The sequence below is a fragment of the Massilia sp. R2A-15 genome (genome assembly GCF_030704305.1).
In the GTDB taxonomy this organism is placed as follows: Bacteria; Pseudomonadota; Gammaproteobacteria; order Burkholderiales; family Burkholderiaceae_D; genus JAFCUW01.
In genome coordinates, this window is the sequence record NZ_CP131935.1 from 1,591,040 (window position 1) to 1,616,603 (window position 25,564).

General features: G+C 64.5%; 18 protein-coding genes. 12 read left to right on the forward strand and 6 right to left on the reverse strand.

Annotated elements, in window-relative coordinates:
• Nucleotides 1–503 precede the first annotated feature (503 nt).
• Nucleotides 504–1,466 (forward strand): nitrilase family protein, encoded by a 963-nt coding sequence (locus Q4S45_RS07230; RefSeq protein ID WP_305510491.1) that lies wholly within the window; start codon nucleotides 504–506, stop codon nucleotides 1,464–1,466.
• Nucleotides 1,467–1,557: 91 nt separating this feature from the next.
• Nucleotides 1,558–4,059 (forward strand): outer membrane beta-barrel family protein, encoded by a 2,502-nt coding sequence (locus Q4S45_RS07235; protein WP_305510493.1) that lies wholly within the window; start codon nucleotides 1,558–1,560, stop codon nucleotides 4,057–4,059.
• Between the two features lie 45 nt (nucleotides 4,060–4,104).
• Here the strand turns inward: Q4S45_RS07235 and Q4S45_RS07240 are convergent, their stop codons facing one another.
• On the reverse strand, nucleotides 4,105–5,049 hold the full coding sequence (locus Q4S45_RS07240; RefSeq protein ID WP_305510495.1) for a D-2-hydroxyacid dehydrogenase: 945 nt from the start codon (nucleotides 5,047–5,049) through the stop codon (nucleotides 4,105–4,107).
• A 1-nt stretch (nucleotide 5,050) separates the two neighbouring features.
• Nucleotides 5,051–5,980, reverse strand: a complete 930-nt coding sequence (locus tag Q4S45_RS07245; protein ID WP_305510497.1) for a LysR family transcriptional regulator — start codon at nucleotides 5,978–5,980, stop codon at nucleotides 5,051–5,053.
• Between the two features lie 133 nt (nucleotides 5,981–6,113).
• Here Q4S45_RS07245 and Q4S45_RS07250 point away from each other — a divergent pair, with 133 nt between their 5' ends.
• From Q4S45_RS07250 to Q4S45_RS07270, 5 genes are all read left to right on the forward strand, one after another.
• Nucleotides 6,114–6,311: a hypothetical protein gene (locus Q4S45_RS07250; protein WP_305510499.1), complete on the forward strand. Its 198-nt coding sequence runs from the start codon at nucleotides 6,114–6,116 to the stop codon at nucleotides 6,309–6,311.
• The gene (locus tag Q4S45_RS07255; RefSeq protein WP_305510501.1) at nucleotides 6,308–7,147 is read left to right on the forward strand and encodes an alpha/beta hydrolase; all 840 of its coding nucleotides are present in this window, start codon (nucleotides 6,308–6,310) and stop codon (nucleotides 7,145–7,147) included. The genes Q4S45_RS07250 and Q4S45_RS07255 overlap by 4 nt, the downstream gene beginning before the upstream one ends.
• Nucleotides 7,148–7,280: 133 nt before the next feature.
• On the forward strand, nucleotides 7,281–8,471 hold the full coding sequence (locus Q4S45_RS07260; RefSeq protein WP_305510502.1) for an efflux RND transporter periplasmic adaptor subunit: 1,191 nt from the start codon (nucleotides 7,281–7,283) through the stop codon (nucleotides 8,469–8,471).
• Nucleotide 8,472: 1 nt separating this feature from the next.
• Nucleotides 8,473–11,649, forward strand: coding sequence for an efflux RND transporter permease subunit (locus Q4S45_RS07265; RefSeq protein ID WP_305510504.1), 3,177 nt, complete (start codon nucleotides 8,473–8,475; stop codon nucleotides 11,647–11,649).
• Nucleotides 11,649–13,052, forward strand: coding sequence for an efflux transporter outer membrane subunit (locus Q4S45_RS07270; protein WP_305510505.1), 1,404 nt, complete (start codon nucleotides 11,649–11,651; stop codon nucleotides 13,050–13,052). Before Q4S45_RS07265 ends, Q4S45_RS07270 begins: the two co-directional genes overlap by 1 nt.
• A gap of 86 nt (nucleotides 13,053–13,138) precedes the next feature.
• Here Q4S45_RS07270 and Q4S45_RS07275 read toward each other — a convergent pair whose 3' ends face one another.
• Nucleotides 13,139–13,462 (reverse strand): hypothetical protein, encoded by a 324-nt coding sequence (locus Q4S45_RS07275; RefSeq protein ID WP_305510507.1) that lies wholly within the window; start codon nucleotides 13,460–13,462, stop codon nucleotides 13,139–13,141.
• Between the two features lie 197 nt (nucleotides 13,463–13,659).
• On the opposite strand from Q4S45_RS07275, the gene ligD reads away from it, so the two are divergent.
• Nucleotides 13,660–16,167: a DNA ligase D gene (gene ligD, locus Q4S45_RS07280; RefSeq protein WP_305510509.1), complete on the forward strand. Its 2,508-nt coding sequence runs from the start codon at nucleotides 13,660–13,662 to the stop codon at nucleotides 16,165–16,167.
• A 95-nt stretch (nucleotides 16,168–16,262) separates the two neighbouring features.
• Here ligD and Q4S45_RS07285 read toward each other — a convergent pair whose 3' ends face one another.
• Entirely contained in the window at nucleotides 16,263–17,564 is a 1,302-nt protein-coding gene (locus Q4S45_RS07285) for a dicarboxylate/amino acid:cation symporter (protein WP_305510511.1), read from the reverse strand.
• A gap of 189 nt (nucleotides 17,565–17,753) precedes the next feature.
• Here Q4S45_RS07285 and Q4S45_RS07290 point away from each other — a divergent pair, with 189 nt between their 5' ends.
• Nucleotides 17,754–19,562, forward strand: a complete 1,809-nt coding sequence (locus Q4S45_RS07290; protein WP_305510513.1) for a protein kinase — start codon at nucleotides 17,754–17,756, stop codon at nucleotides 19,560–19,562.
• A gap of 108 nt (nucleotides 19,563–19,670) precedes the next feature.
• Here the strand turns inward: Q4S45_RS07290 and Q4S45_RS07295 are convergent, their stop codons facing one another.
• A complete protein-coding gene (locus Q4S45_RS07295) occupies nucleotides 19,671–20,954 on the reverse strand; it encodes an amidohydrolase family protein (protein ID WP_305510515.1) in 1,284 nt (427 codons plus the stop codon).
• A 125-nt stretch (nucleotides 20,955–21,079) separates the two neighbouring features.
• Nucleotides 21,080–21,862 carry a 3-hydroxybutyrate dehydrogenase gene (locus Q4S45_RS07300; RefSeq protein ID WP_374046101.1) on the reverse strand — a complete coding sequence of 261 codons (783 nt, stop codon included), beginning with the start codon at nucleotides 21,860–21,862 and terminating at the stop codon, nucleotides 21,080–21,082.
• A gap of 129 nt (nucleotides 21,863–21,991) precedes the next feature.
• Here Q4S45_RS07300 and Q4S45_RS07305 point away from each other — a divergent pair, with 129 nt between their 5' ends.
• Genes Q4S45_RS07305 through Q4S45_RS07315 form a run of 3 tightly spaced genes read left to right on the forward strand, consistent with a single transcriptional unit; the run spans nucleotide 21,992 to nucleotide 25,505 of the window.
• Nucleotides 21,992–22,870 carry an alpha/beta fold hydrolase gene (locus Q4S45_RS07305; RefSeq protein ID WP_305510519.1) on the forward strand — a complete coding sequence of 293 codons (879 nt, stop codon included), beginning with the start codon at nucleotides 21,992–21,994 and terminating at the stop codon, nucleotides 22,868–22,870.
• Between the two features lie 22 nt (nucleotides 22,871–22,892).
• Nucleotides 22,893–23,243, forward strand: coding sequence for a RidA family protein (locus Q4S45_RS07310; RefSeq protein ID WP_305510521.1), 351 nt, complete (start codon nucleotides 22,893–22,895; stop codon nucleotides 23,241–23,243).
• Nucleotides 23,244–23,249: 6 nt separating this feature from the next.
• A complete protein-coding gene (locus tag Q4S45_RS07315; RefSeq protein ID WP_305510523.1) occupies nucleotides 23,250–25,505 on the forward strand; it encodes a bifunctional (p)ppGpp synthetase/guanosine-3',5'-bis(diphosphate) 3'-pyrophosphohydrolase in 2,256 nt (751 codons plus the stop codon).
• The last annotated feature ends 59 nt before the right edge of the window (nucleotides 25,506–25,564 follow it).

Consider the following 25,564-nt stretch of genomic DNA (forward strand, 5'->3'; position numbering starts at 1 on the left):
GCAAGCAGTTCAATCTATTCGCGATGGGATCAGACCAATTCTCAGAATTGAATACGCCAAGATAGATGTTGGTGGTCGTTCCGCGATCCCCGCTGGGGAAGTCATAGAGCTAATACGAGACGCGGCATCGCGGTGCTACGATGCGCAGCCTCTGTTTTTGCTGCCCGGCGTAGTGATGCTAGTTGGCACAATATTCATTGGTCGGCGTAGCGCGAGCACCTAGAGCGATAAGCCGACTTCTATTTTAACGTCCGCAATGGGTCGGAGGCGGACGCCTCCATATCGGGCGCCCTTTCCTGACGGGTTAGCGCTGGTAGCGAGACGAGCGTCGCCGAGTGCCTGGAATTCATACACAACAAACTCGACCTGACGATGGCGTTCTGCGGCCTGCGCGCCGTGAGCGACTTGGACAAGAACACACTGCTGCCCGGGACATATTAAAATCTTCGCCCCGGCTCGATTTGAGCGTACGGCGAGGAGCGCAACGGTTGCGCACAGGAGTGATGATGAAGGCATTGAAAGTAGCAACGGCGCAGTTTGAAAACTTCAGCGGGGACAAGAGTCGCAACCTGGATCGCATACAGCATTTTTGCGAACAGGCAGCATTCTCCGGAGCGAAAGTTGTTGCCTTTCATGAGTGTTCCATCACCGGCTACACGTTCGCCAGGAACTTATCCAAGGAACAGCTTACTGAAATTTCCGAGCCGATCCCCTCAGGGCCCTGTACCTCGAGGTTGACTGAAATCGCCAAGCGCCTCAATATTTATGTACTTGCTGGACTCTTTGAGCTGGGAACGGACGGGAAGCTGTACAAGGCTTATATTTGTGTCGGTCCGAACGGTTTTGTAGCAAAGTTCCGCAAACTCCATCCCTTCATCAACCCGCACCTAACCCCTGGCAACGAGTATGTTGTCTTTGAAATAGAGGGATGGAAGTGTGGCGTCCTGATCTGCTACGACAACAATGTAATTGAGAATGTTAGAGCCACTACTTTGTTGGGTGCGCAGATAATATTCATGCCCCATGTGACGATGTGCACGCCCTCGACCAGGCCTGGCGCTGGTTTCGTTGACCCGGAACTTTGGAAGAACAAAGAAAATGACCCGACTTCCCTCCGTACTGAATTCGAAGGGTTGAAGGGCAGGGCCTGGCTGATGAAGTGGCTGCCGGCGAGGGCATACGATAACGGAGTCTATGTCGTGTTCTCAAATCCAATCGGGATGGATGACGATCAGCTGAAAAATGGATGTTCGATGATCATTGATCCTTTCGGTGATGTTATTGCCGAGTGTCCTCGCCTTGACGAAGGAATAGCGATTGCAACCCTGGTGCCTGAAAAACTCGTCCACGCTGGCGGTACCCGATACAAGGAGGCTCGAAAACCAGAAATGTATCGAGATATCCTGGGGCAGGAGCACATATCGAATCAGAAAGTCGCTTGGTTGACGGAGAAATCCGACAACTGATAAAGCTTGCGGCGCCGCCGCGGGGGCTAGCCGCCAGGAAAGAAAAGTGGTACTTTCCTAAAAGTTAAACTTTCTATTTAAAAACATTCACATGCATATGTTCCGCGCTCCCGCGCCGGGCGCGCTCGCGTCCCGCACACCGATTGCCGCCGCCGTTTTCCTGCTTACCTTCAGCCTGCAAGCCGCCGCACAGACCACCGCCACCAGCACCGCACAGCCGGCTGCGGCGACTACCGCCGCCAAGCCGGCGGCCAGGACCGATGGCAAGCAGTCCGCGGCCACGTCATCGGATACAGTGCCGGCGCCGACCGGTCCGGTTCAGGTCGTCAACGTGGTCAAGGAACGCGAGACCAACCGGGTCGATCGCCAGGTCTACGACATCAAGAACGACGCCAGTACGGCCGGCGCGTCGATCGGTGACGTGCTCAACAATGTGCCCTCGGTCAACGTCGATCCCAACGGGACCGTGCGCTTGCGCGGCAGCGAGCGGGTAACCGTGCTGGTCGACGGCAAACCCACCGCCCAGTTGCAGGGGGAGAACCGGGCGGCCGCCATCAATGCGCTGCCGGCGGAGAACTACGAATCGGTACAGGTGATCAATAATCCTGGCGCGGAGTTCGGCAACGAAGCAGGCGGCGGCCCCATCCTCAATCTCATTTCGCGCCGCTATACGAAGCCGGGCGGCAACGGTAGCGTGGCCGGCAACATCGGTCCCGGCGGACGGCGCAATGCCTTTGCCAACGGCAGCTACAGCGCCGGCTACGCCTCGGTCAACGGCACGCTCAATGTGCGGCGGGACGGCAACGAGACGGAGACCGAACAAGCGCGCGAACGCATCGATCCGGCCACGGGCGCCATCAGCCGCCTGCGCCAGAACACCGAACGCCGGGGACTCACGAACTTCATCCAGGGCGGCGTGGGCGGCCGCTACAACTTTAATGAGCGCGATACCGTCACCGGGTCCGTCTCGCTCAACAAGCGCGGCAACGACGCCAGCCAGGACGAGCATCTGAGCGATCTGCGCACCGGACTGGTCCCTGTGGTCGATTACCGTACGCGCCGCACTACCGAAGGCGACGCCCTCAATCATGAGTTCGTCACCGGTTTCGAGCGCCGCTTCGGCACGGAGGGGAGCACTCTGAAGGTCGATCTGCGCCACTCATCGAACACCAACAATATCGATTCCACCGTTCTCTACGAGCCTTTGGCGATGCCGGCCGTCGGCGCTCCCGTCCTGCGCGATTACGCGCAGGATACGACGCTGCGGGTACGATTGACCGACCTCAGCAGCGATTACAGTGGCAAGTGGGGACCGGGCTTCCTGACCGCGGGCGGACGCTGGCAGCGCACCGGCCAATCGTCCGACAACCGTTACCTGTTCCTCGCCGGCGGCGTCCTCGACACCAGGCGCAGCAATCTGTTCAAGCTGGATCAGGACGTGCTTGCCGCCTACGGCACCTATGAAATGCCGATCAACAAGCTGTGGTCCTTCAAGGGCGGCCTGCGCGTCGAGCATACCGACCTCGAACTGGACCAGGTCACCAGCAACATCCAGGCCGGCAACAGCTACACGAATTATCTGCCCAGCCTGTTCCTGACCTACAAGCTGGATCCGAATTCGAATCTGCGCCTGTCCTACGCCGACCGCATTTCCCGTCCGAGCTCGGGCGAGCTGAATCCGTTCATCAATTACTCCAGCGATTACTACGTTAGCTCCGGCAACCCGCGCCTGCATCCGGTGAAACTGCATTCGCTGGAACTGGGCTACGAGACCAAGATCAAGGGCCTGATGCCGGTCAGCCTGCGCGGCTATCTGCGGCGCGAATCGGACGTGATCACCGATCGTCGCGTGTTCCTCAGCGATAACACGCTGCTCACCACCAAGGACAATCTGGGCGACCGCCGCTCCGGCGGTGTCGAATTCTCGGTCATGGGCATGATTCCGCCGAATATGAAAGTTGGCGGCGTGACGCTGCCGAATCTCCGTTTCATGTTCAACGGTAACTGGGGCTTTATCGAACAGGACCGGATCGGCGCACTCGGCCTGACCGGCGAGAAGCGCTCCTCGCCATCGCTGTACCTGCAAGGCGGCGGCCAGTGGCAGATCGACCCGAAGAATGTGATGACCCTGATGGCTCACCACCAGGGCAAGCTGCTGTCCGGCGAAGGCTACCGCGAACCGTTCGGCATGCTGATTCTGACGTACGAACACAAGGTGAGCCCGCGCCTGTCGTTCAACGTGCGCGCCAACGACGTGCTCAATTCGACCGGCCAGAAGTTCCGCGTCGACACCGACATCCTGCGCGACCGTACCGACGTCACTGTCCACCAGCGCCGGCTGTATGCGGGCTTTCGCTACACGTTCGGCGGCGTGACCGGCAACGATGCCGTGCGCAACGCCCTGCAGTCGGCCGGCGTCAACCCGGACAGCCCGCAGGCGCGCGAGGCGATGAAGATGATGCAGGCGGCGCAGCCGGCGCCGACGGCAACGCCGGCGCCAACGCCAGCGCCAGCGCCGGCCGTCACGCAGCCTGCACAGCCGCGTGTCGAACCGGCTGCGCCAACGTCGCCGCCTCCGACCCCGCCGCAGTAGTCGAAACCGTCGTTCCTGCGAAGGCAGGAACCCATACTGAGCCTGCTACATCACGTTCGTCGGCTGCCCTGCGACGAACGCCTCGACGTTATCGATCAGCATATCGGCCAGCGTCTGCATCGCCCCCGCGCTGGCCCACGCCACGTGCGGCGTCAGGATGAAGTTCGGCTGATTGAGCCCGAGGAGGGGATTGTCCGGCACCGGCGGCTCCTTGCTCAACACATCGAAGCCGGCGCCAGCGATCACGCCATCCTTCAGCGCCTGCGCCAGCGCCGCCTCGTCCACAAGCCCGCCGCGCGCCGTGTTAATCAGCAGCGCGGTCTTCTTCATCATGCTCAATTCGCGCGCGCCGATCATGTTGCGCGTCTTGTCGTTCAGCGGCAGGTGCAGGGTGATCACGTCGCAGGTGCGCAGCAGCTCCTCGAGCGGCAGGTTGGTAACTTCCGGATCGTCCACCGGCGTGCGCGTCGCCACGCACACCTGCATGCCGAACGCGCGCCCAAGCTGCGCCACCTTGTGCCCCAGCGCGCCGTAGCCGACGATCCCCAGCCGACTGCCCGCCAGGTCGCCAATCGGATGATTGAACAGGCAGAACGTGCTCGATTTCTGCCATAGCCCCGCGTTGACGTCGGCGCTGTACGCAAGCAGGTTCCGGCGCAGCGCCAGGATCAGCGCGAAGCAGTGCTCCGGCACCGCCACCACCGAATAATTACGGATGTTCGACACCACGATGCCGCGCTCCCGGCATGCCGCCAGGTCGACGTTGTCCGTGCCCGTCGCCGCCACCGCGATCATCTTCAGGTCCGGCAGGCGTGCGATGTCCGCGGCGCGCACCGGCACCTTGTTGGTGATGGCAATCGTCGCCCCGGCCAGCCGTTCGGCCACCTCGCCAGGCTGCGTTGCCGGATAGTCGCGCCACTGATGCTCGAACGCCGGCTTGCGTACATTGGCCAGCAGGCTGTCGCGGTCGAGGAAAACGATATTTTGCATGTCATCCCTTTTGATGTACGGGTTTGGACTGGAAGCGCGGGTGGGTCACGAACAAGTCGGCCACCCATTCGACAAACACGCGCACCTTGGCCGACAGGTGGCGATTCTGAGGATATACCACATTGACCGGCAGCGGCGGGCTGCCCCAGTCTTCCATCAGCAGCACCATCTCGCCCGAGGCCAGATACGGCTCCATCGAATAGGTCGGCATCTGGATCACCCCAAGCCCGTTAAGGCCCGCGGTGATGTAGGCCGTTGAATCGTTCACCGCCAGGTTGGACGGCAGCGGAATGCTGATCTCTTCGTCGCCCCGCGTGAAGTCCCAATCGAACACCTTCCCCGTCTTTTGCGAAAAGTAGTTCACGCACCGGTGCGCGAGCAGGTCGCGCGGATGCGTGGGCCGGCCGTACTGCGCGACGTACGCCGGCGTGGCGCAGGTGACGAAATTGAGGATGCCGATACGGCGCGCGATCAGGTTCGAGTCGGGCAGGATGCCGGCGCGGATGGCGCAATCGACGCCTTCTTCGACCAGGTCCACCGGCCGGTCGCCGCAACCCAATTCGAGCGAGATGTCCGGGTAACGCGCGAAAAAATCGGGCAGGGAAGGAATGATGATGTCGTTGGCGGTGCCGGTCGAGACATCGACGCGCAGCCGCCCGCTCGGACTGGCGCGGTTGCGCGACAAGGACTCCTCGGCTTCGCGCACGTCCGACAGGATGCGCAGGCAGCGTTCATAATAGGCAGCGCCGTCCGAGGTGACGCTCACGTGCCGGGTGGTGCGGTGCAGCAGCTTGACCGACAGCGCCTTCTCCAGCGACTGCAGCATCGTCGACACCGTCGCCTTGGGCAGCTGGAGCTGGTCCGCCGCCTTGGTGAAACTGCCGCAATCGACCACCTGCACGAACACTTCCATCGCCTGCAATTTGTTCATTGATCCTCGCATTGTTCACAGCCATGAACAATCAATTCGTTAATGGCGTCTTTATCAGATTGTAGATCAAGACTACACTGCTTGTACTGGATCGAGGGATGCAGCAATTTTCGGAAGCGGTCGGGAGGAAGTCATGCGATACAAGGACGCCATCATTACAGTATTGGCACTGGTTGCCAGCCTGCTGGTCCTCACCGGCATGACTTATTCCGACCCGTACCAGCGGGCCGCGCAAGTCGAGAGCCTTGGTTTTGACGCACTCGCACATGACCTGTTCAACGGCTCGAAACTGGCCTGCGCCGACCAGCCTGCCGAAGGGAGCGCGCAATGAACATCGCGGTCGATCTGCCCCACCTGAACATCCGCGAACTCGAAGTTGGCGGCGCCGAGGGCCCTCTGGTCGCGCGCCTTTACACCGCCGATGCGACGCGCTCGAAGAAGGACAGCCTGGTGGTGTTTTTCCACGGCGGCGGCTTCGTGGGCGGCGGCCTCGATGACGCCGACCAGTTCCTGCGCCACATGTCCTGCGGCGCCACCAGCCAGCTGGTGCTGGCCTCGTGCTACACGCTGGCGACGATCAAGCCGTTTCCCGCCGCCGTCGAAGATGCCCATGCGGTGCTGGCCTGGGCGAAGAAGAACAAGGCCAAGCTGGGCTGGAGCGGCAAGCGGCTGGTGGTGGCCGGCATCGAAGCTGGCGCCAACCTGGCGGCGGTATGCGCGCTGATGTCGCGCGACCGCGGCGGCCCTGAACTGGCCGGCCAGATCCTGATCATGCCGATGCTCGATCCCGGTCTGACCACCTGTTCGATGCGCGACGTGAAGCTCGACGACGGCATGGCCGAAGTGGCCGACACCTGCGCCGCCAGCTATCGCGGCTACCTGCCGAACGCCGCCGACCGCATCCATCCGTACGCGTCGCCGCTGCAGTCGAGCCGCCTGAAGAACCTGCCGCCGGCGCTGATCCTGTCGGCCGAAGACGACCCTTTGCGCGACGAGGCCGAACAATACGCATCGAAGCTGTCCGCGGCCGGCGTGTCCACCACGCTCAAGCGGCTGGAGCCGGCGCCGCTGCAGGACGAAGGCGCGCGCAACGAGTGTGCCTGCAAGGCCTCGGCGCTCACCGAGATTTCCCGATTCCTCAATGCGCTGGAATCTCCCGGCAGCTAACTAACTACCACCGTCACCGCTGAATCAGGCGCCTCAAACGGGCGTCGCGGGATCGCTTTACCTTTTTCGCCTTGGAGGTCAGGTCTGTTGGCCTGACCCCGGGCACCGTATTGCCACTAAATAGGGATAAAACATGAAAACCACCCGCCACTTCAAATTGATCGTCACGCCTTTGGCCGCCGCGGCCGCGCTGGTCGCGATGACCCTGTCCGGCTGCGGACCCGCGAACAGCGCGGCACCGGCCGCGCCGGCAGGCGGTCCGCCCGTCACCGCTGCAGTCGTCCTCGAAAAGCAGGTCAACGAGACCCAGGAATTTTCGGGCCGCCTCGAAGCGGTGGAGCGCGTCGACATCCGCGCCCGCGTCGGAGGCTTCATCACCGCCGTCAACTTCAAACCCGGCAGCCTGGTGAAGAAGGGCGACGTGCTGTTCACGATCGACGCGCGTCCGTTCCAGGCCGAAGCCAACCGCGCCGAGGCGGCCGCCGTCTCGGCGCGCGCCAAGGCCGACCTGGCGCGCCTGGAACTGGATCGCTCCCAGCGCCTGCTGGCCGACAAGGCGATCGCCCAGCGCGAAGTCGACGAGAAGCAATCGAGCCTGAAGGAACTCGACGCCAACGTGCGCGCCGCCCAGGCTTCGCTCGAAGCGGCGCGACTGAACCTGGCCTACACCAATGTGACCGCGCCGATCTCGGGCCGCGTTTCGAAGGCCGAAATCACCACGGGTAACCTGGTCGATGGCGCCGCAGTCCTGACTTCGGTGGTGTCGAACAAGGACATCTACGCGACCTTCGACGGCGACGAGGATACCTACCTGCGCGTGGCGCGCGTGTCGCAGAAGGGCGCGCCCGTGGTGGTGAAGGTCGGCCTGGCCAACGAGCAGGGCTTCCCGCACGAGGGCAAGCTCGAATTCGTCGACAACCGCCTCGACGCCGCAACCGGCAGCGTGCGCATGCGCGCCACCTTCGCCAACGAGGACAACACGCTGGTCCCTGGCCTGTTCGCGCGCGTCCAGCTGTCCGGCGACCCGCACGCGAAGGCCACGGCCGCCGTCATCAGCGAGCGCGCCATCGGCACCGACCAGAACCGCAAGTTCGTCTATGTCGTCAAGGCAGACAACACCGCAGAATACCGCGCCGTCACGCTCGGCCCCGTAGCCGACGGCCTCCGCGTGGTGCGCGAAGGCCTGAAGCCGGGCGAGAAAATCGTCGTCAATGGCCTGCAGCGCGTGCATCCGGGCGCACCGGTCACGGCGCAGCTGGTGGCGATGGACGGCGCCGGCGACATCAAACTGGCCGCGGCGACGGCCGACCGCAAGGATAAATAATATGAACTTTTCCAAATTCTTCATCGACCGGCCGATTTTTGCGGCCGTCCTGTCGATCATCGTTTTCGTGGCCGGCCTGCTGTCGATCTTCAAGCTGCCGGTCTCCGAGTACCCGGACGTGGTGCCGCCATCAGTGGTGGTGCGCGCGCAGTACCCGGGCGCCAATCCCAAGGTGATCGCCGAGACCGTCGCCGCGCCGCTGGAAGAGCAGATCAACGGCACCGACGGCATGCTGTACATGTCGTCGCAATCGACCTCGGACGGCTCGCTCGCGCTGACCGTCACCTTCAAGGTCGGCACCGACGTCGAGCAGGCCGAGTCGCAGGTGCAGAACCGCATCCAGCGCGCCTTGCCGCGCCTGCCGGAAGAAGTGCGCCAGATCGGCGTCACCGCAGTGAAAAGCTCGCCCAACCTGACCATGGTGGTGCACCTGGTCTCGCCGACCGGCCGCTACGACGACGTCTACCTGCGCAACTACGCGGTTCTGAACGTGAAGGACCAGCTGGCGCGCATCAACGGCATGGGCGACGTGCAGCTGTTCGGCGCCGGCGACTACGCCATGCGCGTCTGGCTCGATCCGCAGAAGGTGGCGGCGCGGGGCATGACGGCGGCCGACGTCGTCGCGGCGATCCGTGAGCAGAACGTGCAGGTCGCCGCCGGCGTGGTCGGCGCATCGCCGTCGAAGGGCTCCGAGTTCCAGATGACCGTGAATACGCAAGGACGCCTGTCCTCGATCGAGGAATTCGGCGCCATCATCGTGCGCACCGGCGCCGACGGCGCGGTAACGCAACTCAAGGACGTGGCTCGCCTCGAACTCGGTTCCAACTCTTACGCACTGCGCTCGCTGTTGAACAACAAGTCGGCCGCTGCGATTGCCATCTTCGAAGCGCCGGGTTCGAATGCGCTTCAACTGTCCGCCGACGTGCGCGCCAAGATGGCCGAACTGAAGAAGGACTTCCCGGAAGGCGTCGATTTCAGCGTGGTCTACGACCCGACCCAGTTCGTGCGCGAATCGATCAAGGCCGTGATCCACACCCTGCTCGAAGCGGTCGCGCTGGTGGTGCTGGTGGTGATCGTGTTCCTGCAAACCTGGCGCGCGTCGATCATTCCGCTGGTCGCGGTGCCGGTATCGATCATCGGCACCTTCGCGGTGATGCTCGGCTTCGGCTTTTCGATCAACACACTGTCGCTGTTCGGGCTTGTGCTGGCGATCGGTATCGTGGTCGATGACGCCATCGTGGTGGTGGAAAACGTCGAGCGCAACATTGAAGGCGGTCTGTCGCCGCGCGACGCAACGGTGCAGGCGATGAAAGAAGTGAGCGGCCCGATCATCGCCATCGCGCTGGTGCTGTGCGCCGTGTTCGTGCCGATCGCGTTCGTGTCAGGCCTGTCCGGCCAGTTCTATCGCCAGTTCGCGCTGACGATTGCGATTTCGACCGTCATCTCGGCCTTCTCGTCGCTGACCCTGTCACCGGCGCTGGCCGCGGCACTGCTGAAACCCCACCACGCGCCGAAGGACAAGCTGACGCGCGGCATGGATAAGCTGTTCGGCGGCTTCTTCGGCTGGTTCAACCGCTTCTTCGGCCGCACCTCGACGCGCTACGAGAGTGGCGTCAACGGCGTCCTGAAACGCAAGACCGCCGCGCTGGGCGTGTATGCGATGCTGGCGATTTGCGCGGTGTTCATGTTCAAGGTGGTCCCGAGCGGCTTCGTGCCGGCGCAGGACAAGCAGTACCTGGTCGGCTTCGCCCAGCTGCCTGACGCCGCCTCGCTCGACCGCACCGACGCCGTTATCCGCCGCATGTCCGACATCGCCTCGAAAGTGCCGGGCGTGGAATCGTCGGTGGCGTTCCCGGGCCTGTCGATCAACGGCTTCACCAACGCGCCGAACGCCGGCATTGTGTTCACCACGTTGAAACCTTTCGACCAGCGCACCGGCAAGGACCAGACTGGCGCCGCCATCGCCGCGGAAATCAACAAGCGCCTCGGCACGATCCAGGACGCCTTCATCATGGTGTTCCCGCCGCCGCCGGTCAATGGCCTGGGCACCACGGGCGGCTTCAAGATGATGGTCGAGGACCGCGCCAACGTCGGCTACGACGAGATGTACAAGGCGGTGCAGGCGATCCAGGGCAAGGCCTGGGCCGACAAGAACCTGGCCGGCGTGTTCTCCAGCTTCCAGATCAACGTGCCGCAGCTGTTCGCGGACGTGGACCGCACCAAGGCCAAGCAGCTCGGCGTGCCGCTGGCGACAATCTATCAAACCTTGCAGATCAATCTCGGCTCGCTGTACGTGAACGACTTCAACCAGTTCGGCCGGACCTACCAGGTGCGCGTGCAGGCCGACGCGCCGTTCCGCTCGAAGCCGGAAGATATCGCGCAGCTGAAGGTCCGCAATGACAAGGGCGAGATGATTCCGCTGTCGTCGCTGATGCGCGTGAAGGACAGCTATGGCCCGGACCGCGTGCAGCGTTACAACGCCTACGTGTCGGCCGACATTAATGGCGGCCCGGCGCCGGGCGTATCGTCCGGCCAGGCCCAGGCGGCAATCGAGAAGATTGCCCGCGAAGTGCTGCCGAAAGGCGTGAGCTTCGAATGGACCGAGCTGACCTACCAGGACATCTTGTCCGGTAACACGATGATCTACGTGTTCCCGCTGTGCGTGCTGCTGGTGTTCCTGGTGCTCGCCGCGCAGTACGAAAGCTGGACGCTGCCCCTGGCCGTGATCCTGATCGTGCCGATGTCGATCCTGTGCGCGCTGGTTGGCGTCAAGCTGACCGGCGGCGACAACAACATCTTCACGCAGATCGCGCTGTTCGTGCTGGTCGGGCTGGCCTCCAAGAACGCGATCCTGATCGTGGAGTTTGCCCGCGAGCTGGAAGACCACGGCCGCAGCGTGGTGCAGGCGGCGCTCGAAGCCTGCCGTCAACGTCTGCGCCCGATCCTGATGACGTCGACCGCGTTCATCATGGGCGTGGTGCCGCTGGTCTTCTCGCACGGCGCCGGCGCCGAGATGCGCCACGCGATGGGTGTGGCGGTATTCGCCGGCATGCTGGGCGTGACCTTCTTCGGCCTGTTCCTGACGCCCGTGTTCTACGTCCTGCTGCGCACGTTCGCGAAGCGCTTTGAAAAGAAATCCAGCGTGGCGGTTGCCGCGCAAGTTGAAGGAGTCCACTGATGATCAAGACCGCACCCTTGCTGGCGGCGCTGCTGCTGGCCGCGTGTTCGACCACGCCCGAGCTGAAGGCGCCGGCGCTGCCGATGCCGGCGGCGTTCAAGGAATCGCAGCAGCCGCTGGTGGCGGCTGACGGCACGCAATGGAAGGTGGCGCGGCCGGCGGAGTCGCAGCCGCGCGGCCAGTGGTGGCTGGCGTTTCACGATCCCGAGCTGACCGGCTTGATCGGCCAGGCCACCGAAGCCAACGCGAATCTCGCCGTCGCGGCGGCGCGCGTGAAGCAGGCGAGGGCGCTGGCCGGCATCGCCGAAGCTGACCGCGGCGTCCAGGTGGGCGCAGGCGTGGGCGCGCATCGCGGCGCCAGCCCCACGGTGGCGCAGGCCACCAGCTACCAGGCAAAGCTGACGGCCAGCTATGAGGTGGACCTGTTCGGACGCATCGGCGCGGGCGTCAGCGCGGCGCAAGCCGATGCGGCAGGCTCCGAAGCGACCTACAAGTCGGTGCTGCTCGCGTTGCAGGCCGATGTGGCGCAGACCTATTTCCGCCTGCGCTCGACCGACGCCGAACTGGCGACGCTGGCGAAAAGCGTCGATCTTCGTGCGCAGAGCGTGAAGGGAAACCAGAGCCGCTTCGACAATGGCGACATCGGCGAATTCGACCTGGTGCGCGCGAAGGCCGACCTGGCCGCGGCGCGCGCCGAAGCGATCGGGCTGCAGCGACAGCGCGTGCAGCTGGAGCATGCGCTGGCGGTCTTGCTCGGCAAGCCGGCGGCCGCGTTTTCCGCGCAGGCCAATCCGCTGCTGGAGACGACGCTGCTGCCGGTGATTCCCGCCGGTTTGCCGTCGCAGTTGCTGGAACGGCGTCCCGACGTGGCGGCGGCGCAGCGCGCGATGGTGGCATCGAATGCGCGCATCGGCGAAGCGCGCGCGGCGATGTTCCCGGCGCTTGGGCTGTCCGCTGCCGGGGGAGGCGAATCGACCGCGCTGTCGAACGTGCTGAAGCTGAGCGGCCGGTCGTGGATGCTGGGCGCACTGCTGTCGATGCCGATCATCGACGGCGGCCGCAACAAGGCCAACGTCGCGCGCAGCGAAGCGGTGCTGGAGGAGTCGGTCGCGGCGTATCGCCAGAACGTGCTAGTGGCGTTCGCCGAAGTCGAGGATAACCTGGCCGGCTTGCGCATCCTCGCGGGCCAGTCGGAGCAGGTGGAGGCGGGCGTCGTGCTGGCGCGCCGTTCGGCCGACCTGGCGCAGAAGCTGTATCAGGCGGGTCGTTCGAGCTATCTGGACCTGCTCGATGCGCAGCGCAACCTGGCGCTGGTGGAGCGCAATGCGGCGCAGTTGCGCGGCAATCAGGCCGTGACGACTGTAGCCCTGATCCGTTCCCTCGGCGGCGGCTGGGAAATCTGACGGGCGTCGATCCTGCCTCGCAGGAACGACAAGCACAAAAAAAAGACAGGGCGAGCCCTGTCTTTTTTACTTCCAGCGCTGCCGGATTACTTGGCGGCGTCGGCTTTCGCGTCGATCGCTGCTTCAGCCTTGTCGGCCTTGGCTTTGGCCTTTGCCTTGACGGCCTTCTTGTGCGCCTTGGCCTTGGCCTTCTTGGCTTTCGCATCGGCCACTGCCTTGTCGGCGTTGGCGTCGGCGGCGGCTTTCTCTACCTTCTCCTCGGCCTTGACTTCCGCCTTTGCCGCTTTGGCGTCAGCCTTCATTTCCGCCTTGGCGGCCGGCGTTGCCGGGGTCGCTGGCGTAGCAGGAGTCTGTGCAAAAGCGGCGGTAGCGAACAGGCCGGCAACCAGGGTAGCGATGAGTTTGTTCATGGTGTAATTCCTTTAGCTTGGTTAATCTGGATTGGGACAATCCCGAACTCCTGAGCTCAAAAACGCGGCGTATGCATGCCCAGTTGACCGCCCTTACAATCCCTTACAAAGACGGCATCACGGTTAGCTGGCGTACAGTCCTCGCGAGGGGCGCGCCCTACACTCGTCAGTACCGCCACAGTCCTGGATGCCGACCCATGTCCGACGCACTCAAAGCTTACAAGGCCAAGCGCAATTTCTCGATCACGTCCGAGCCGGCCGAGGGCGGCGAACAGAATCCGGACGCGCTGACCTTCGTGATCCAGAAGCACTGGGCCAGCCGCCTGCATTACGATTTCCGGCTGGAACTCGACGGCACGATGAAGAGCTGGGCGGTTCCCAAAGGCCCGAGCTACGACACCCGCGACAAGCGCATGGCGGTGCACGTCGAGGATCACCCCATCTCGTATTCGAGTTTCGAAGGCACCATTCCGGAGAAACAATACGGCGCCGGCAAGGTGATTATCTGGGACAAGGGCACCTGGCGACCGCTGGGCGATCCGCACGAGGGCTATGCGGCCGGCAACCTCAAGTTCGAGATGCACGGCCACAAGATGCACGGCAAGTGGGCGCTGATCCGAATGAAAGGGAAGGGCGAAAAGCAGGAGCCGTGGCTGCTGATCAAGGAGAAGGACGACTACGCCCGCCCGGCCAGCGAGTTTTCCGTCATCGACGAAATGCCCGACAGCGTGAAGGAACTCAAAACCCCGGCGGCGCCGGCAAAGTCAGTCAAGGCGGCCGCGGAGCCCGGCGGGCCGCCGGCGGGCGCGGTCAAGGCCGGCCTGCCGGACACGCTGGCGCCCGAGCTGGCCACGCTGGTGGACAAGCCGCCGCATTCGCCCGAGGACTGGGTGTTCGAGATCAAGTTCGACGGCTACCGCATGCTCGCCCGCGTCGAAGGCAAGGACGTCAGGCTGTTCACGCGCAACGGCAACGACTGGACCCGCAAGCTCGGCCCGCTGCAAAAGGAGCTGTTGCGGATGGGACTGCCGGACGGCTGGTACGACGGCGAAATTGTCGTCCATGACGAGAACGGCAGGCCCAGCTTCGGCAAGCTGCAGCTGGCGTTCGACGGCAGCGACACCGCCCAGATCGTGTATTTCCTGTTCGACGTTCCCTATCTGCACGGTTACGACCTGCGCGAGGTGCCGCTGGACCAGCGCCGCGCCGCGCTGAAGAACGTGCTGGACCACACGGGGTCAGGGATCGTCCGTTTCAGCGACGAGTTCGGCAGCGATCCGGAAGGGCTGGTGGCGGCGGCCTGCAAGATGGGGCTGGAGGGCGTGATCGGCAAGCGGCGCGAATCGCGCTACGTGCAGCGAAGGTCGCCCGACTGGATCAAGCTCAAGTGCGGGCAGCGCCAGGAGTTCGTGATCGGCGGCTACACCGATCCGCAAGGCTCGCGCACCGGCATCGGCGCGCTGCTGCTGGGAACCTACGACAAGGATGGCGTGCTGCAATACGCCGGCAACGTCGGCAGCGGATTCAATGAGGCGACGCTGCGCGACCTGAAGGAAAAGCTCGGCAAGCTCGATACCGATGTCAGTCCGTTTCCGCCGAAAGCGGTGGCCGGCCGCAAGCATCACTGGGTCGAACCCAAACTGATCGCCGAAGTGAGCTTTGCCGAATGGACCTCGTCGGGCTCGGTGCGCCATGCAGTGTTCCAGGGACTCCGCGACGACAAGCCGGCCAAGGTCATCACGCGCGAGTTGCCCAAACATGTGGAGGAAGTTGTGGACCAGCAAACCGAACCGGAGGCGCCGCAGGGCAAGTTACCGGCCAGCCTGAAAGTAAGCAATCCCGACCGCGTGATCGACAAGCAGAGCGGCGCGACCAAGCTCGACATGATCCGCTATTACGCGCTGATCGGCTCGCTCATGATGGAACACCTGAAAGGGCGGCCGGTATCGCTGGTTCGCGCGCCGGCCGGCGTGGGGGGCGAGCTGTTCTTCCAGAAGCACGCGGACGTGGGCAAGCTGCCTGGTGTGAAGCAAATGGACCAGGCGCTCGATCCCGATCATCCCGCAATGCTGGAGATCGGCAACGCCAACGGGCTGCTGTCGGCGGCACAGTGGAATGTGGTCGAGATCCACACGCAGAACGCCACCGGCAAGGACTACGAAAAGCCGAACCGCATGGTGTTCGACCTCGACCCGGGCGAAGGCGTGGAGTGGAAGACGATGCAGGAGGCCGCGCAGCTGATGAAGGCCTTCCTCGACGAGCTTGGGCTGCCGGCGTTCCTGAAGACCAGCGGCGGCAAGGGCTTGCACGTGGTGGTGCCGGTGAAGCCGCAGTACGACTGGGACACGGTGAAGGATTTCTCGCAGGAGATCGTCAGCCACATGGCGATGACTTTGCCGGACCGTTTCGCGTTCAAGAGCGGGCCGCGCAACCGGGTGGGCAAGATCTTCATCGATTATCTGCGCAACGGCCGCGGCGCGACGACGGCGTGCGCGTGGTCGGCGCGGGTGCGGCCGGGCCTGGGCATTTCTGTGCCGCTGGCGTGGGAGGAACTGGAGTCGGTCAAGGCGGGCGACCAGTGGAACGTGCGCAACGCACACACGCGGCTCGACAAGGGCAACGAGCCGTGGGCGGCGTATGCGAAAAGCGCGAAGAGCCTCGATGCGGCGATGAAGAAGCTCGATTTCGACCCGCGGCGCAACTAAGGTCCGGGGTCTGGTCCTGCGGACCTGACCCCATCTTCCATGCGGCCTCAAAAAAATGGGGACAGGTCCGCAGGACCAGTCCCCAGGTTCGGCTATTACGCCGCTTCCCGCGCCGGGAACATCTCCTTGTCTTCCTCCAGGTGCGACGGATGCTTCAGTTCCGCCGCCAGCTGGTCGTGGTCCAATTCGTGCTCCCACTTCGACACCACGATCGTCGCCACGCCGTTGCCGATGAAGTTGGTCAGCGCGCGGCATTCGCTCATGAAGCGGTCGATGCCCAGGATCAGCGCCATGCCCGCCACCGGAATCGTCGGCACCACCGCAAGGGTCGCCGCCAGCGTGATGAAGCCGGCGCCGGTGATGCCCGACGCGCCCTTCGAGGTCAGCATCGCCACGCCCAGGATGGTCAACTCCTGCCAGATGGTCAGCTCGGTGTTGGTCGCCTGCGCCACGAAGAGCGCGGCCATCGTCATATAGATATTGGTGCCGTCCAGGTTGAACGAGTAGCCAGTCGGCACCACCAGTCCCACCACCGACTTCGAGCAGCCGAGTTTTTCCAGCTTGCGCATCAAGGCCGGCAGGGCGCTTTCCGACGAGCTGGTGCCCAGCACGATCAGCAGCTCTTCCTTGATGTAGGAGATGAAGCGCAGGATCGAGAAACCGGTGTACCAGGCGATGGCGCCCAGCACGACCACCACGAACAGGCCGCAGGTCAGGTAGAACGAGCCCATCAGCTTCATCAGCGGCAGCAGCGAGGCGATGCCGAATTTGCCGATCGTGAAGGCCATCGCGCCGAACGCGCCGATCGGGGCCACCTTCATCACGATGCCGACCACGCCGAAAATGGCGTGCGACAGGTCGTCGATCAGCTTGGTGACCGGCTTGCCGCGCTCGCCCAGCAGCGACAGCGATACGCCAAACAGGATCGCGATCAGCAGCACCTGCAGGATCTCACCCTTGGCAAACGCATCGACGAAGGTGTTCGGAATGATGTTCATCAGGAAGTCGACCGTGCTCTGGGTCTTCGCCTTCGCCGTGAACTCGGCGATCGACTTGGTGTCGAGTGTGGCCGGATCGGCATTGAAGCCGGCGCCCGGGCGGATCACATTGGCGACGATCAGGCCGATCGCCAGCGCGAACGTCGAGACCACCTCGAAGTACAGCAGCGCCTTGCCGCCCACGCGCCCGACTTTCTTCATGTCTTGCATACCAGCAATACCAGCCACGACGGTGCAGAAGATGACCGGGGCGATGATCATCTTGATCAGCTTGATGAAGCCGTCGCCCAGCGGCTTCATGTCCACCGCCAGCTTGGGATAGAACACGCCGAGCAGGACCCCGCACAGGATGGCGAACAGGACCTGCACGTACAGGATTTTGTAGAAAGGTTTTTTCATGGCTGTCTCGCGTGGCGGTTTTAGTAATGTATGCATGATTACTCAATTTGCCATGACGGGCAATTGTGGATATCCACAAGAACGCGCCTCCAAACGGAAATCGGTTGTGCTGCGCGAATTGTCAAAATATACTCAACGCTAACTAATATTGTTAATTTGCATCCAGCCTGAAAAACCGGCAACCACTCCATGACCCGACACCTGCACGAACCCGCCAACGCGGTGCTGTACCGCGCGCTCGACCTGCCGCCTGCGGACCGCCAGCAATTCATCGCCGACGCCTGCGCCGGCGAACCCGACCTGCTCGCGCTGGTGCGCGAACTGTTGGCGCGCATCGAACAGCTTGACGAATTCCTCGAGGCGCCGCTGGAGATGGTGGAAGCGCGCGAGGATGACGGCCCGGCTCCGCCGCGCCCCGATCCGGATGTGGCGCCCGAGGCCGCCCGGCCTGTGGCCGTGCAGCCGTTTTTCGCTGGCGAGCGAGGCGACGGCGTGCCGATCGACCGCTACTGCGCCAGCATGAAGCTCGACCTCCACCAGCGTGTCGCGCTGTTTGCCAAGGCCTGCCGCGCAATGCATCACGCGCACCAGCACCTGGTCATGCACCGCAATCTGAAGCCCGACAACATCCTGGTCAAGCCCGATGGCGAAGTGATGCTGGCCGACGTGGCCGACGCCGGCGATGCGGGCGCCTGGACGGTCGCGCCGCTTTTCGCCAGCCCGGAGCAGTTGGCCGGACTGCCGCTCACGACCAGCGCCGACGTCTATTCGCTTGGCGCCGTCCTGTATGGCCTGGTGAGCGGACGTTCGCCGAATGCCGCGGAAGCGGCCGGCATCATCCACGCCAGGCCCCGTGCGGCGCCGGTGCGCGCGTCCGATGCGGTCGCGCAGGCCGCCGAGCGCCACTACCCGCCACTGCCGGAACTGGCGCCCGACGAACTGCTCAAGCCCGATGCGAAACTGGCCGCACAACTGCGCGGCGACATCGACGACATTCTCCTGAAAGCGCTCGATCCGGAACCCGCGCGGCGCTATGCCTCCGCCGACGCGCTCGCCGGCGACCTTGATCGCTTCCTCGCGCGCGAGCCGGTTGAAGCGTCGCCTGCCGGGGTCGAACGCCGCCGCGTGCAGAACAAGCGCTTCCCGTTCGTCACCGCCGCCGCCGTCGCGCTGCTGGTGGCCGTCGCCGGCGCCGCCGTCTGGCACGCAATGGAATCGGACAAGGCGCGCGCGAAAGCGGAAGGTCTTGTCGCAACCGCGCTGTCCGACGCTGCCCGGAACATCCCGGCCGCAGCGGCGCCCGCGGCGACGGCTGCTGCCCAGGCCGAGCCGCAGGACGGCTTGCCGGCGCTGCGCAAGGAACTGGCGATGCGCGAGATGATCGCCGCCAAGGACGCCGGCAGCGCGCAGGATGCGCTGGGCGTCGCCGACGCCCACACGGCGATCGGCAATGCGCTGATCGCAGCCACGGACTATCCGGCGGCGGAGGCCGAGTACGCGGCGGCGCGCAAGACCTACGCGGCACAAGCGCAGGCCAATCCCGCCGACGCTGCGCTGAAGGCGGGCCTGATGGAGATCGACCTGGCGCGCGCGCACGTGCAGAACCTGCAGCACCACGGCCGCGACGCGGTTCAGACGCTGGCGGGCTTGCACAAGCTCGAAGGCGGCGCGCGCGACGCCCGCGTTTCCCTGCTCGAAGCGCATATCCAGCCGCGCGGCACGGCGGCGCAAGCCTTCGCCGCGGCTGAACCGGCGCTGGCCGAGCTGCTTACGCAATATGAGGCCGAACCCAGGGATGTCGCCAAGCTGCGCAAAAGCGCCCAGGCGTGGCAGAGCACGGCCGAAGTGGCCCTGCGCGCTAACCAGACTGCCGCCGCATGCGGCTATCTTGGCCTGGCCGCAAAACGCTACGAGGAGTTCGCCGCGTCCAACAATTTGAATGCGACCGACAAGTGGCGCCAGTCGCAGGTGCAGGAACTGCGCAAGGCCTGCAACTAGCAGTGGGGTCTGGTCCTGCGGACCTGACCCCATATTGGAACACATGTCAAAGCCAGAATATGGGGTCAGGTCCGCCGGAGCGGCGGGGACGGCGAGTCCCCGGTGTTGTCACGGGCGCCGGTAAACCGCGCCGCCCTTCATCACGAATCCCACCTTGCGGACTGCCGCGATGTCGGCCGTCGGATCGCCCTCGACGGCAACGACGTCTGCCAGCATGCCCGGCTTGAGCTGTCCCAGGTCCTTCGATTTACCCAGAATCGCTGCGCTGACCGACGTGGCCGCGCGCAGCGCCTCGGTCGGCGTCATGCCCAGCCGGACCATCCATTCCAGCTCGCGCGCGTTGGTCCCGTGGGTGAACACGCCCACGTCGCTGCCGTTGCCAATGATGACGCCGGCCTTGCGCGCCAGCCGGAACGCCTGGGCCGCCTGCGTCATGCCGGCCGTTGGCGCGCCGCCGCGCACGTGCTTCTGGAAGTACTCGCCGATCGCCTCAGGCGCGGTCAGGGTTGGGATGTAGGCGGTGCCGCGCTCGGCCATCAGGCGAAACGTCGCCTCCGTGATGCCGTAGCCGTGCTCGATGGTGTCGGCGCCGGCCAGCACCGCCATGCGGGTCGCCTCGTCGGTGCTTGCATGCACCGCGACCTTGCGGCCGGTGACGTGCGCGGCCTGCACCATCGCCTTCATCTCCTCCGCCGTGAAGGTGGGGCGCGTGCTGCCGTCGATGCCGGTGCGGTAATCGGCGTAGAACTTGATCCAGTCGGCGCCGCGCGAAGACTGCTCGCGCACGGCGCGCGTGACGCCGTCCACGCCGGTCGCTTCCTGGGCGCCGTGCGGCAGTTCCATATCGGGACGGTAGTTGCGCGCCGCGGGCCCGTAGCTGCTGCTCGCGACGATCGCCAGCGTGGCGATGTACAGGCGCGGGCCGGGAATCACTCCTTCCTCGATGGCGCGTTTGATCGACACGTCGGCGTAGCCGGCGCCCTCGGTGCCGAGATCGCGCAGCGTGGTGAAGCCAGCCTGCAGGGTCGCCGCGGCGTGCTGGCCGGCCATCAGGGTGCGGTATTCCACCGGCTCCTTCATCACCTGGTCGTCCCAGCTGGTTTCGTTGTAAGGGTGAAGCAGGACATGCGAATGCAGGTCCATCAGGCCGGGGATCAGGGTCTTGCCGGGCAGGTCGATGCGTTCGGCGTCCGCCGGCGCGGTGATGGTCGATGCGGGGCCCACGGCCTGGATGCGGCCTTGCGCGACCAGCACGGCCCAGCCGGTGTGGGCGGCGCCGTCGCCGGTCCAGACGCGATCGGCGGTGAGCAGGGTGGGGCGGGGATCGGCCGCGTGGGCGGCGAGAGAGATCAGGCTAAAGGTGATGAGGGCAAGCTTTACGACGATACGCATCTATTACTCCAGACAGGCGCACGTCGTCCCCGCGCAGGCAGGGACCCATGCTGAAATTGCCGGAGCGGTGCTGCGCGCTCAGCATGGGTTCCTGCCTTCGCAGGAACGACGGTTTCAAGGTTAACTTATTGCGCGGCCCAGCCGCCATCCATGTTCCACGCCACGCCGCGCACCTGGTCGCCGGCGGGGCTGCAGAAGAACACCGCCAGCGCGCCCAGTTCCTCCGGCGTGACGAACTCGCCCGACGGCTGCTTCTCCGACAGCAGCGCCTTCTTGGCCGCCTCGTTGCTGATGCCTTCCCTGGCAGCGCGGTCGTCCACCTGCTTTTGCACCAGCGGCGTCAACACCCATCCCGGGCAGATCGCATTGCAGGTCACGCCGGTGTGCGCGGTCTCCAGCGCCGTCACCTTGGTGAAGCCGACCAGCCCGTGCTTGGCCGCGACATACGCCGACTTCTGCGCCGAGCCGACGAGGCCGTGCACCGACGCTAGGTTGATGATCCGGCCCCAGTTCTTCTGCTTCATGCCCGGCAGCGCCAGGCGCGAGGTGTGGAAGGCCGAGGTCAGGTTGATCGCGATGATCGCATCCCATTTCTCGACCGGGAAGTCTTCGATGTTGGCCACGTGCTGAATGCCGGCGTTATTGACCAGCACATCGACGCCGCCGAACTTCTCCGCCGCGAACGCCATCAGCGCCTCGATTTCGACCGGCTTGGACATGTCGGCGTTGTGGTACGCCGTCTTCACGCCGAATTCGGCGGCCACGCCGGTGTGCAGCGCCTCGATCTGCTGCGCGTCGCCGAAACCGTTGAACACGATGTTGGCGCCTTGTTCCGCCAGCGCGCGCGCAATGCCCAATCCGATGCCCGAAGTGGAGCCAGTCACTAACGCTGTCTTGCCGCTCAACATGCTACTTTTCATGATTTCCTCTATAAAAATGGGCTGGACGAAGGGTGTGTGCAAGATTTTAATCGCAACGACCGGTAAAATGTCGGATGTGGACAAAATAGAAGCAGTCCTTCGAGGACGGGAGAGCGCATGACCGCAGCAAGAATCAAATCAGTACAGTGCATCTCGCCGGCCGGCCTGCACCGCATGGCCTATAAGGAGTGGGGCGACCCGGACAACCAGAAAGTGCTGGTGTGCGTGCATGGCGTCACGCGGGTCGGCGACGATTTCGACTCGCTGGCGCAGGCGCTGTCGGACCATTACCGCGTGGTGTGCCCGGACGTGGTGGGGCGCGGCCGCTCGGGGCGCCTGCGTAATCCGCTGCTGTACCAGATCCCCCAGTACATCGCCGACATGGTTACCCTGATCGCCCGCGTTACCGCCAATTCTGACGGCGGCACGGTGGACTGGTTCGGCACCTCGATGGGTGGCCTGATCGGCATGGGCCTGGCGTCGCTGCCGGAGAGCCCCATCGCCAGGCTGGTACTGAACGACATCGGCCCCACGCTCGACCCGGTCGCATTGGCGCGCATCGGCGACTACATCGCCCAGGACCTGCGCTTCAAGAGTTTCAGCGAAGGCGCCAAATTCGTGCGCGAGGTGTCGGCGTCGTTCGGCGCCCACACAGAAGACCAGTGGCACAAGCTGGCGGCCGACGTGCTGCGCCAGAACGAGGACGGTGAATGGGTGCGCCACTACGACATGGGGCTGGCCGAACCGCTGCGGGGCTCGACGCCGGAAAAAGCGAAGGCCGACGAAGCGGCGCTGTGGGCCGCCTACGATGCGATCCGCTGCCCGACCTTGCTGGTGCGCGGCGCCGAGTCCGACCTGCTCTCGCGCGAGACCGCGCAGGCGATGCTCACACGCGGCCCTAAGCCGCAACTGGTCGAGATCCCCAACACCGGCCACGCGCCGACTTTCATCAACGCCGATCAGATTGCGATTGCACGCAAGTTCCTGGTCGGTTAAATCAACAGAGGAATAGAACAATATGGAAATCACCCGACTGCACGTAGGCAAGCGCCTGTCCGAAGTAGCCATCCACAACTCGACCGTGTACCTGGCCGGCCAGATCGCCGAGGACACCGGCCAGGACATCGTCGGCCAGACCCGCGAAGTGCTTGGCCACGTCGACCGCCTGCTGACCGAAGCGGGCAGCGACAAGACCTGCATCCTGATGTGCCAGATCTTCATCTCCGACATGGCCAACTTCCCCGGCATGAACGAAGTGTGGGACGAATGGGTCGCCAGCGGCCACACGCCGCCGCGCGCCACCGTCGAAGCGAAACTGGCCAATCCCGCCTGCCTGGTCGAGATCTGCGTGACCGCGGCATTGCGCTGATCCGTCATGGTTGCAATCGCAGCGCTGGGCAGCGCTACAGCTGAACTCATTCAGGGCCTCGGCCCGGAGGACAGCGCGCGCGTCGAAGCGGCGCTGGCCTATGCCAACGAGGCTTACGACGACAGGAAGTGCAGCTCAGGCCAGGGCGCGCTGGAGTTTTCGATCGGCGTGGCCAGCACCCTGGCCTTCCTGCGCAGCGACGCCGAAACGCGCATCGCCGCGCTGCTGTTCGAGCTGACCGTGATCGATCCTGCCGCAGCGGCCGGACTGGAACTGCGCTTCGGCAAAGAGGTGACCGACCTGGTGTCCGGCCTGCGCCAGCTGATCCGGCTGCGCGACCTGACGGTCGGCCAGCAGGCCGGCCAGCAGCCGGCGGGACGCGGCAGGGGCGCCGCCCAGCAGGCCGTGGCCCAGATCGAAACGCTGCGCAAGATGCTGCTGGCGATGGCCACCGACATGCGCGTGGTGCTGATGCGCCTTGCGTCCTGCGTGACCACGCTGCGCTACTTCGCCGAGATCAAGCTGTTCAACGAGATGACCCATGCGTACGGGCGCGAGACGATGGACCTGTACGCGCCGCTCGCCAACCGGCTCGGCATCTGGCAGCTCAAATGGGAGCTGGAAGACCTGTCGTTCCGCTTCCTCGAGCCGGACACCTACAAGCAGATCGCCAAAATGCTCGAAGAGAAGCGCATGATGCGCGAGGGCTTCGTGCAGTCGGCGATCAAGCGCCTCGAGGACGAACTGGCGGCGGCCGGCATCAAGGCCGACGTATTTGGCCGGCCGAAGCACATCTACAGCATCTGGAACAAGATGCGTGGCAAGGAGCTCGATTTCTCCTCCCTGTACGACGTGCGCGCTTTCCGCGTGATCGTCGAGGACGAGAAGACCTGCTACGCGGTGCTCGGCCTGGTGCACAACATCTGGACCCCGATCCCGAGCGAATTCGACGACTACATCTCGCGGCCCAAGCCGAACGGCTACCGCTCGCTGCACACGGTCGTCACCGCCGACGACGGACGTCCGTTGGAAGTGCAGATCCGCACCCAGGAGATGCACAACTTCGCCGAGTACGGCATCGCCGCGCACTGGCGCTACAAGGAGGAGGGCGGCTCCAACTTCAAGGGCCAGAAGTACGACGAGAAAATCGCCTGGCTGCGCCAGCTGCTGGCCTGGAAGACCGACGTCGCCGACGCCGTCGTCGGACAGGAAGACGCGCAGAAAAAGGAGCTGGTGGAAAAGCTCAAGGCGACCAACCTGGACGACCGCATCTTCGTGCTGACGCCGCAGGCGCGCGTGCTCGAACTGCCGGCCGGCGCCACGCCGATCGACTTCGCCTACCACCTGCACAGCGAGGTGGGCCACCGCTGCCGCGGAGCGCGCGTCGACGGCGTCATGGTGCCGCTCAATACGCCGCTGCGCAACGGCCAGACCTGCGAAATCATCACCGCCAAGGGCGCGCCAGGCACCGCCGGACCGTCGCGCGACTGGCTTAGCCCCGGCTACACGGTCAGCACCCGCACCCGGGCGAAAGTGCGCGCCTGGTTCCACGCGATCGACCTGGCCGAGACGCTGGCGCACGGCCGCGCCCTGGTCGAAAAGTCGCTCCAGCGCGAAGGCAAGACCGCGGTCAACCTCGAAGCGCTGGCGCAGAAGCTGGGCTTCTCGAAGGTGGACGACCTGTTCGTCTCGGTCGGCAAGGAAGAATTCAGCCTGCGCCACGTGGAGCAGGCGCTGCACGACACCGGCGAGCCGGTCGAGCCGGAAGACGCGGTGGTGGTGCGCACCAGCCGCGCCTCGAGCGTGGAGCAGGGCGCCAAGTCGGGCGTGCTGGTGGTAGGCACGGACGGGCTGATGACGCAGCTGGCCAAGTGCTGCAAGCCGGCGCCGCCGGACAGCATCGTCGGCTTCGTCACGCGCGGCAAGGGCGTCTCGATCCACCGCGCCAACTGCAAGAACTTTGCCGAGATGCGCGCCAAGGCGCCGGAGCGCGTGATCCACACCGACTGGGGCCGCGCCGGACAGGACACCGTGTATCCGGTCGACCTGTTCATCCTCGCCGCAGACCGCCAGGGCCTGCTGCGCGATATCTCGGAGGTCTTCTCGCGTGAAAAGATCAACGTGACCGGCGTGAACACGCAAAGCGCCAAGGGGCAGGCGCGCATGACCTTCACCGCCGAAATCGGTTCGACCTCGCAGCTGCAGAAGGCGCTGGCGGCGATCGGCGAGGTGCCCGGCGTGCAGGAAGCGCGGCGGCATTGAGTAACAGCCTCAACACTGTCGTTCCAGCGCAGGCTGGAACCCATGCTGACGTAGAGTTC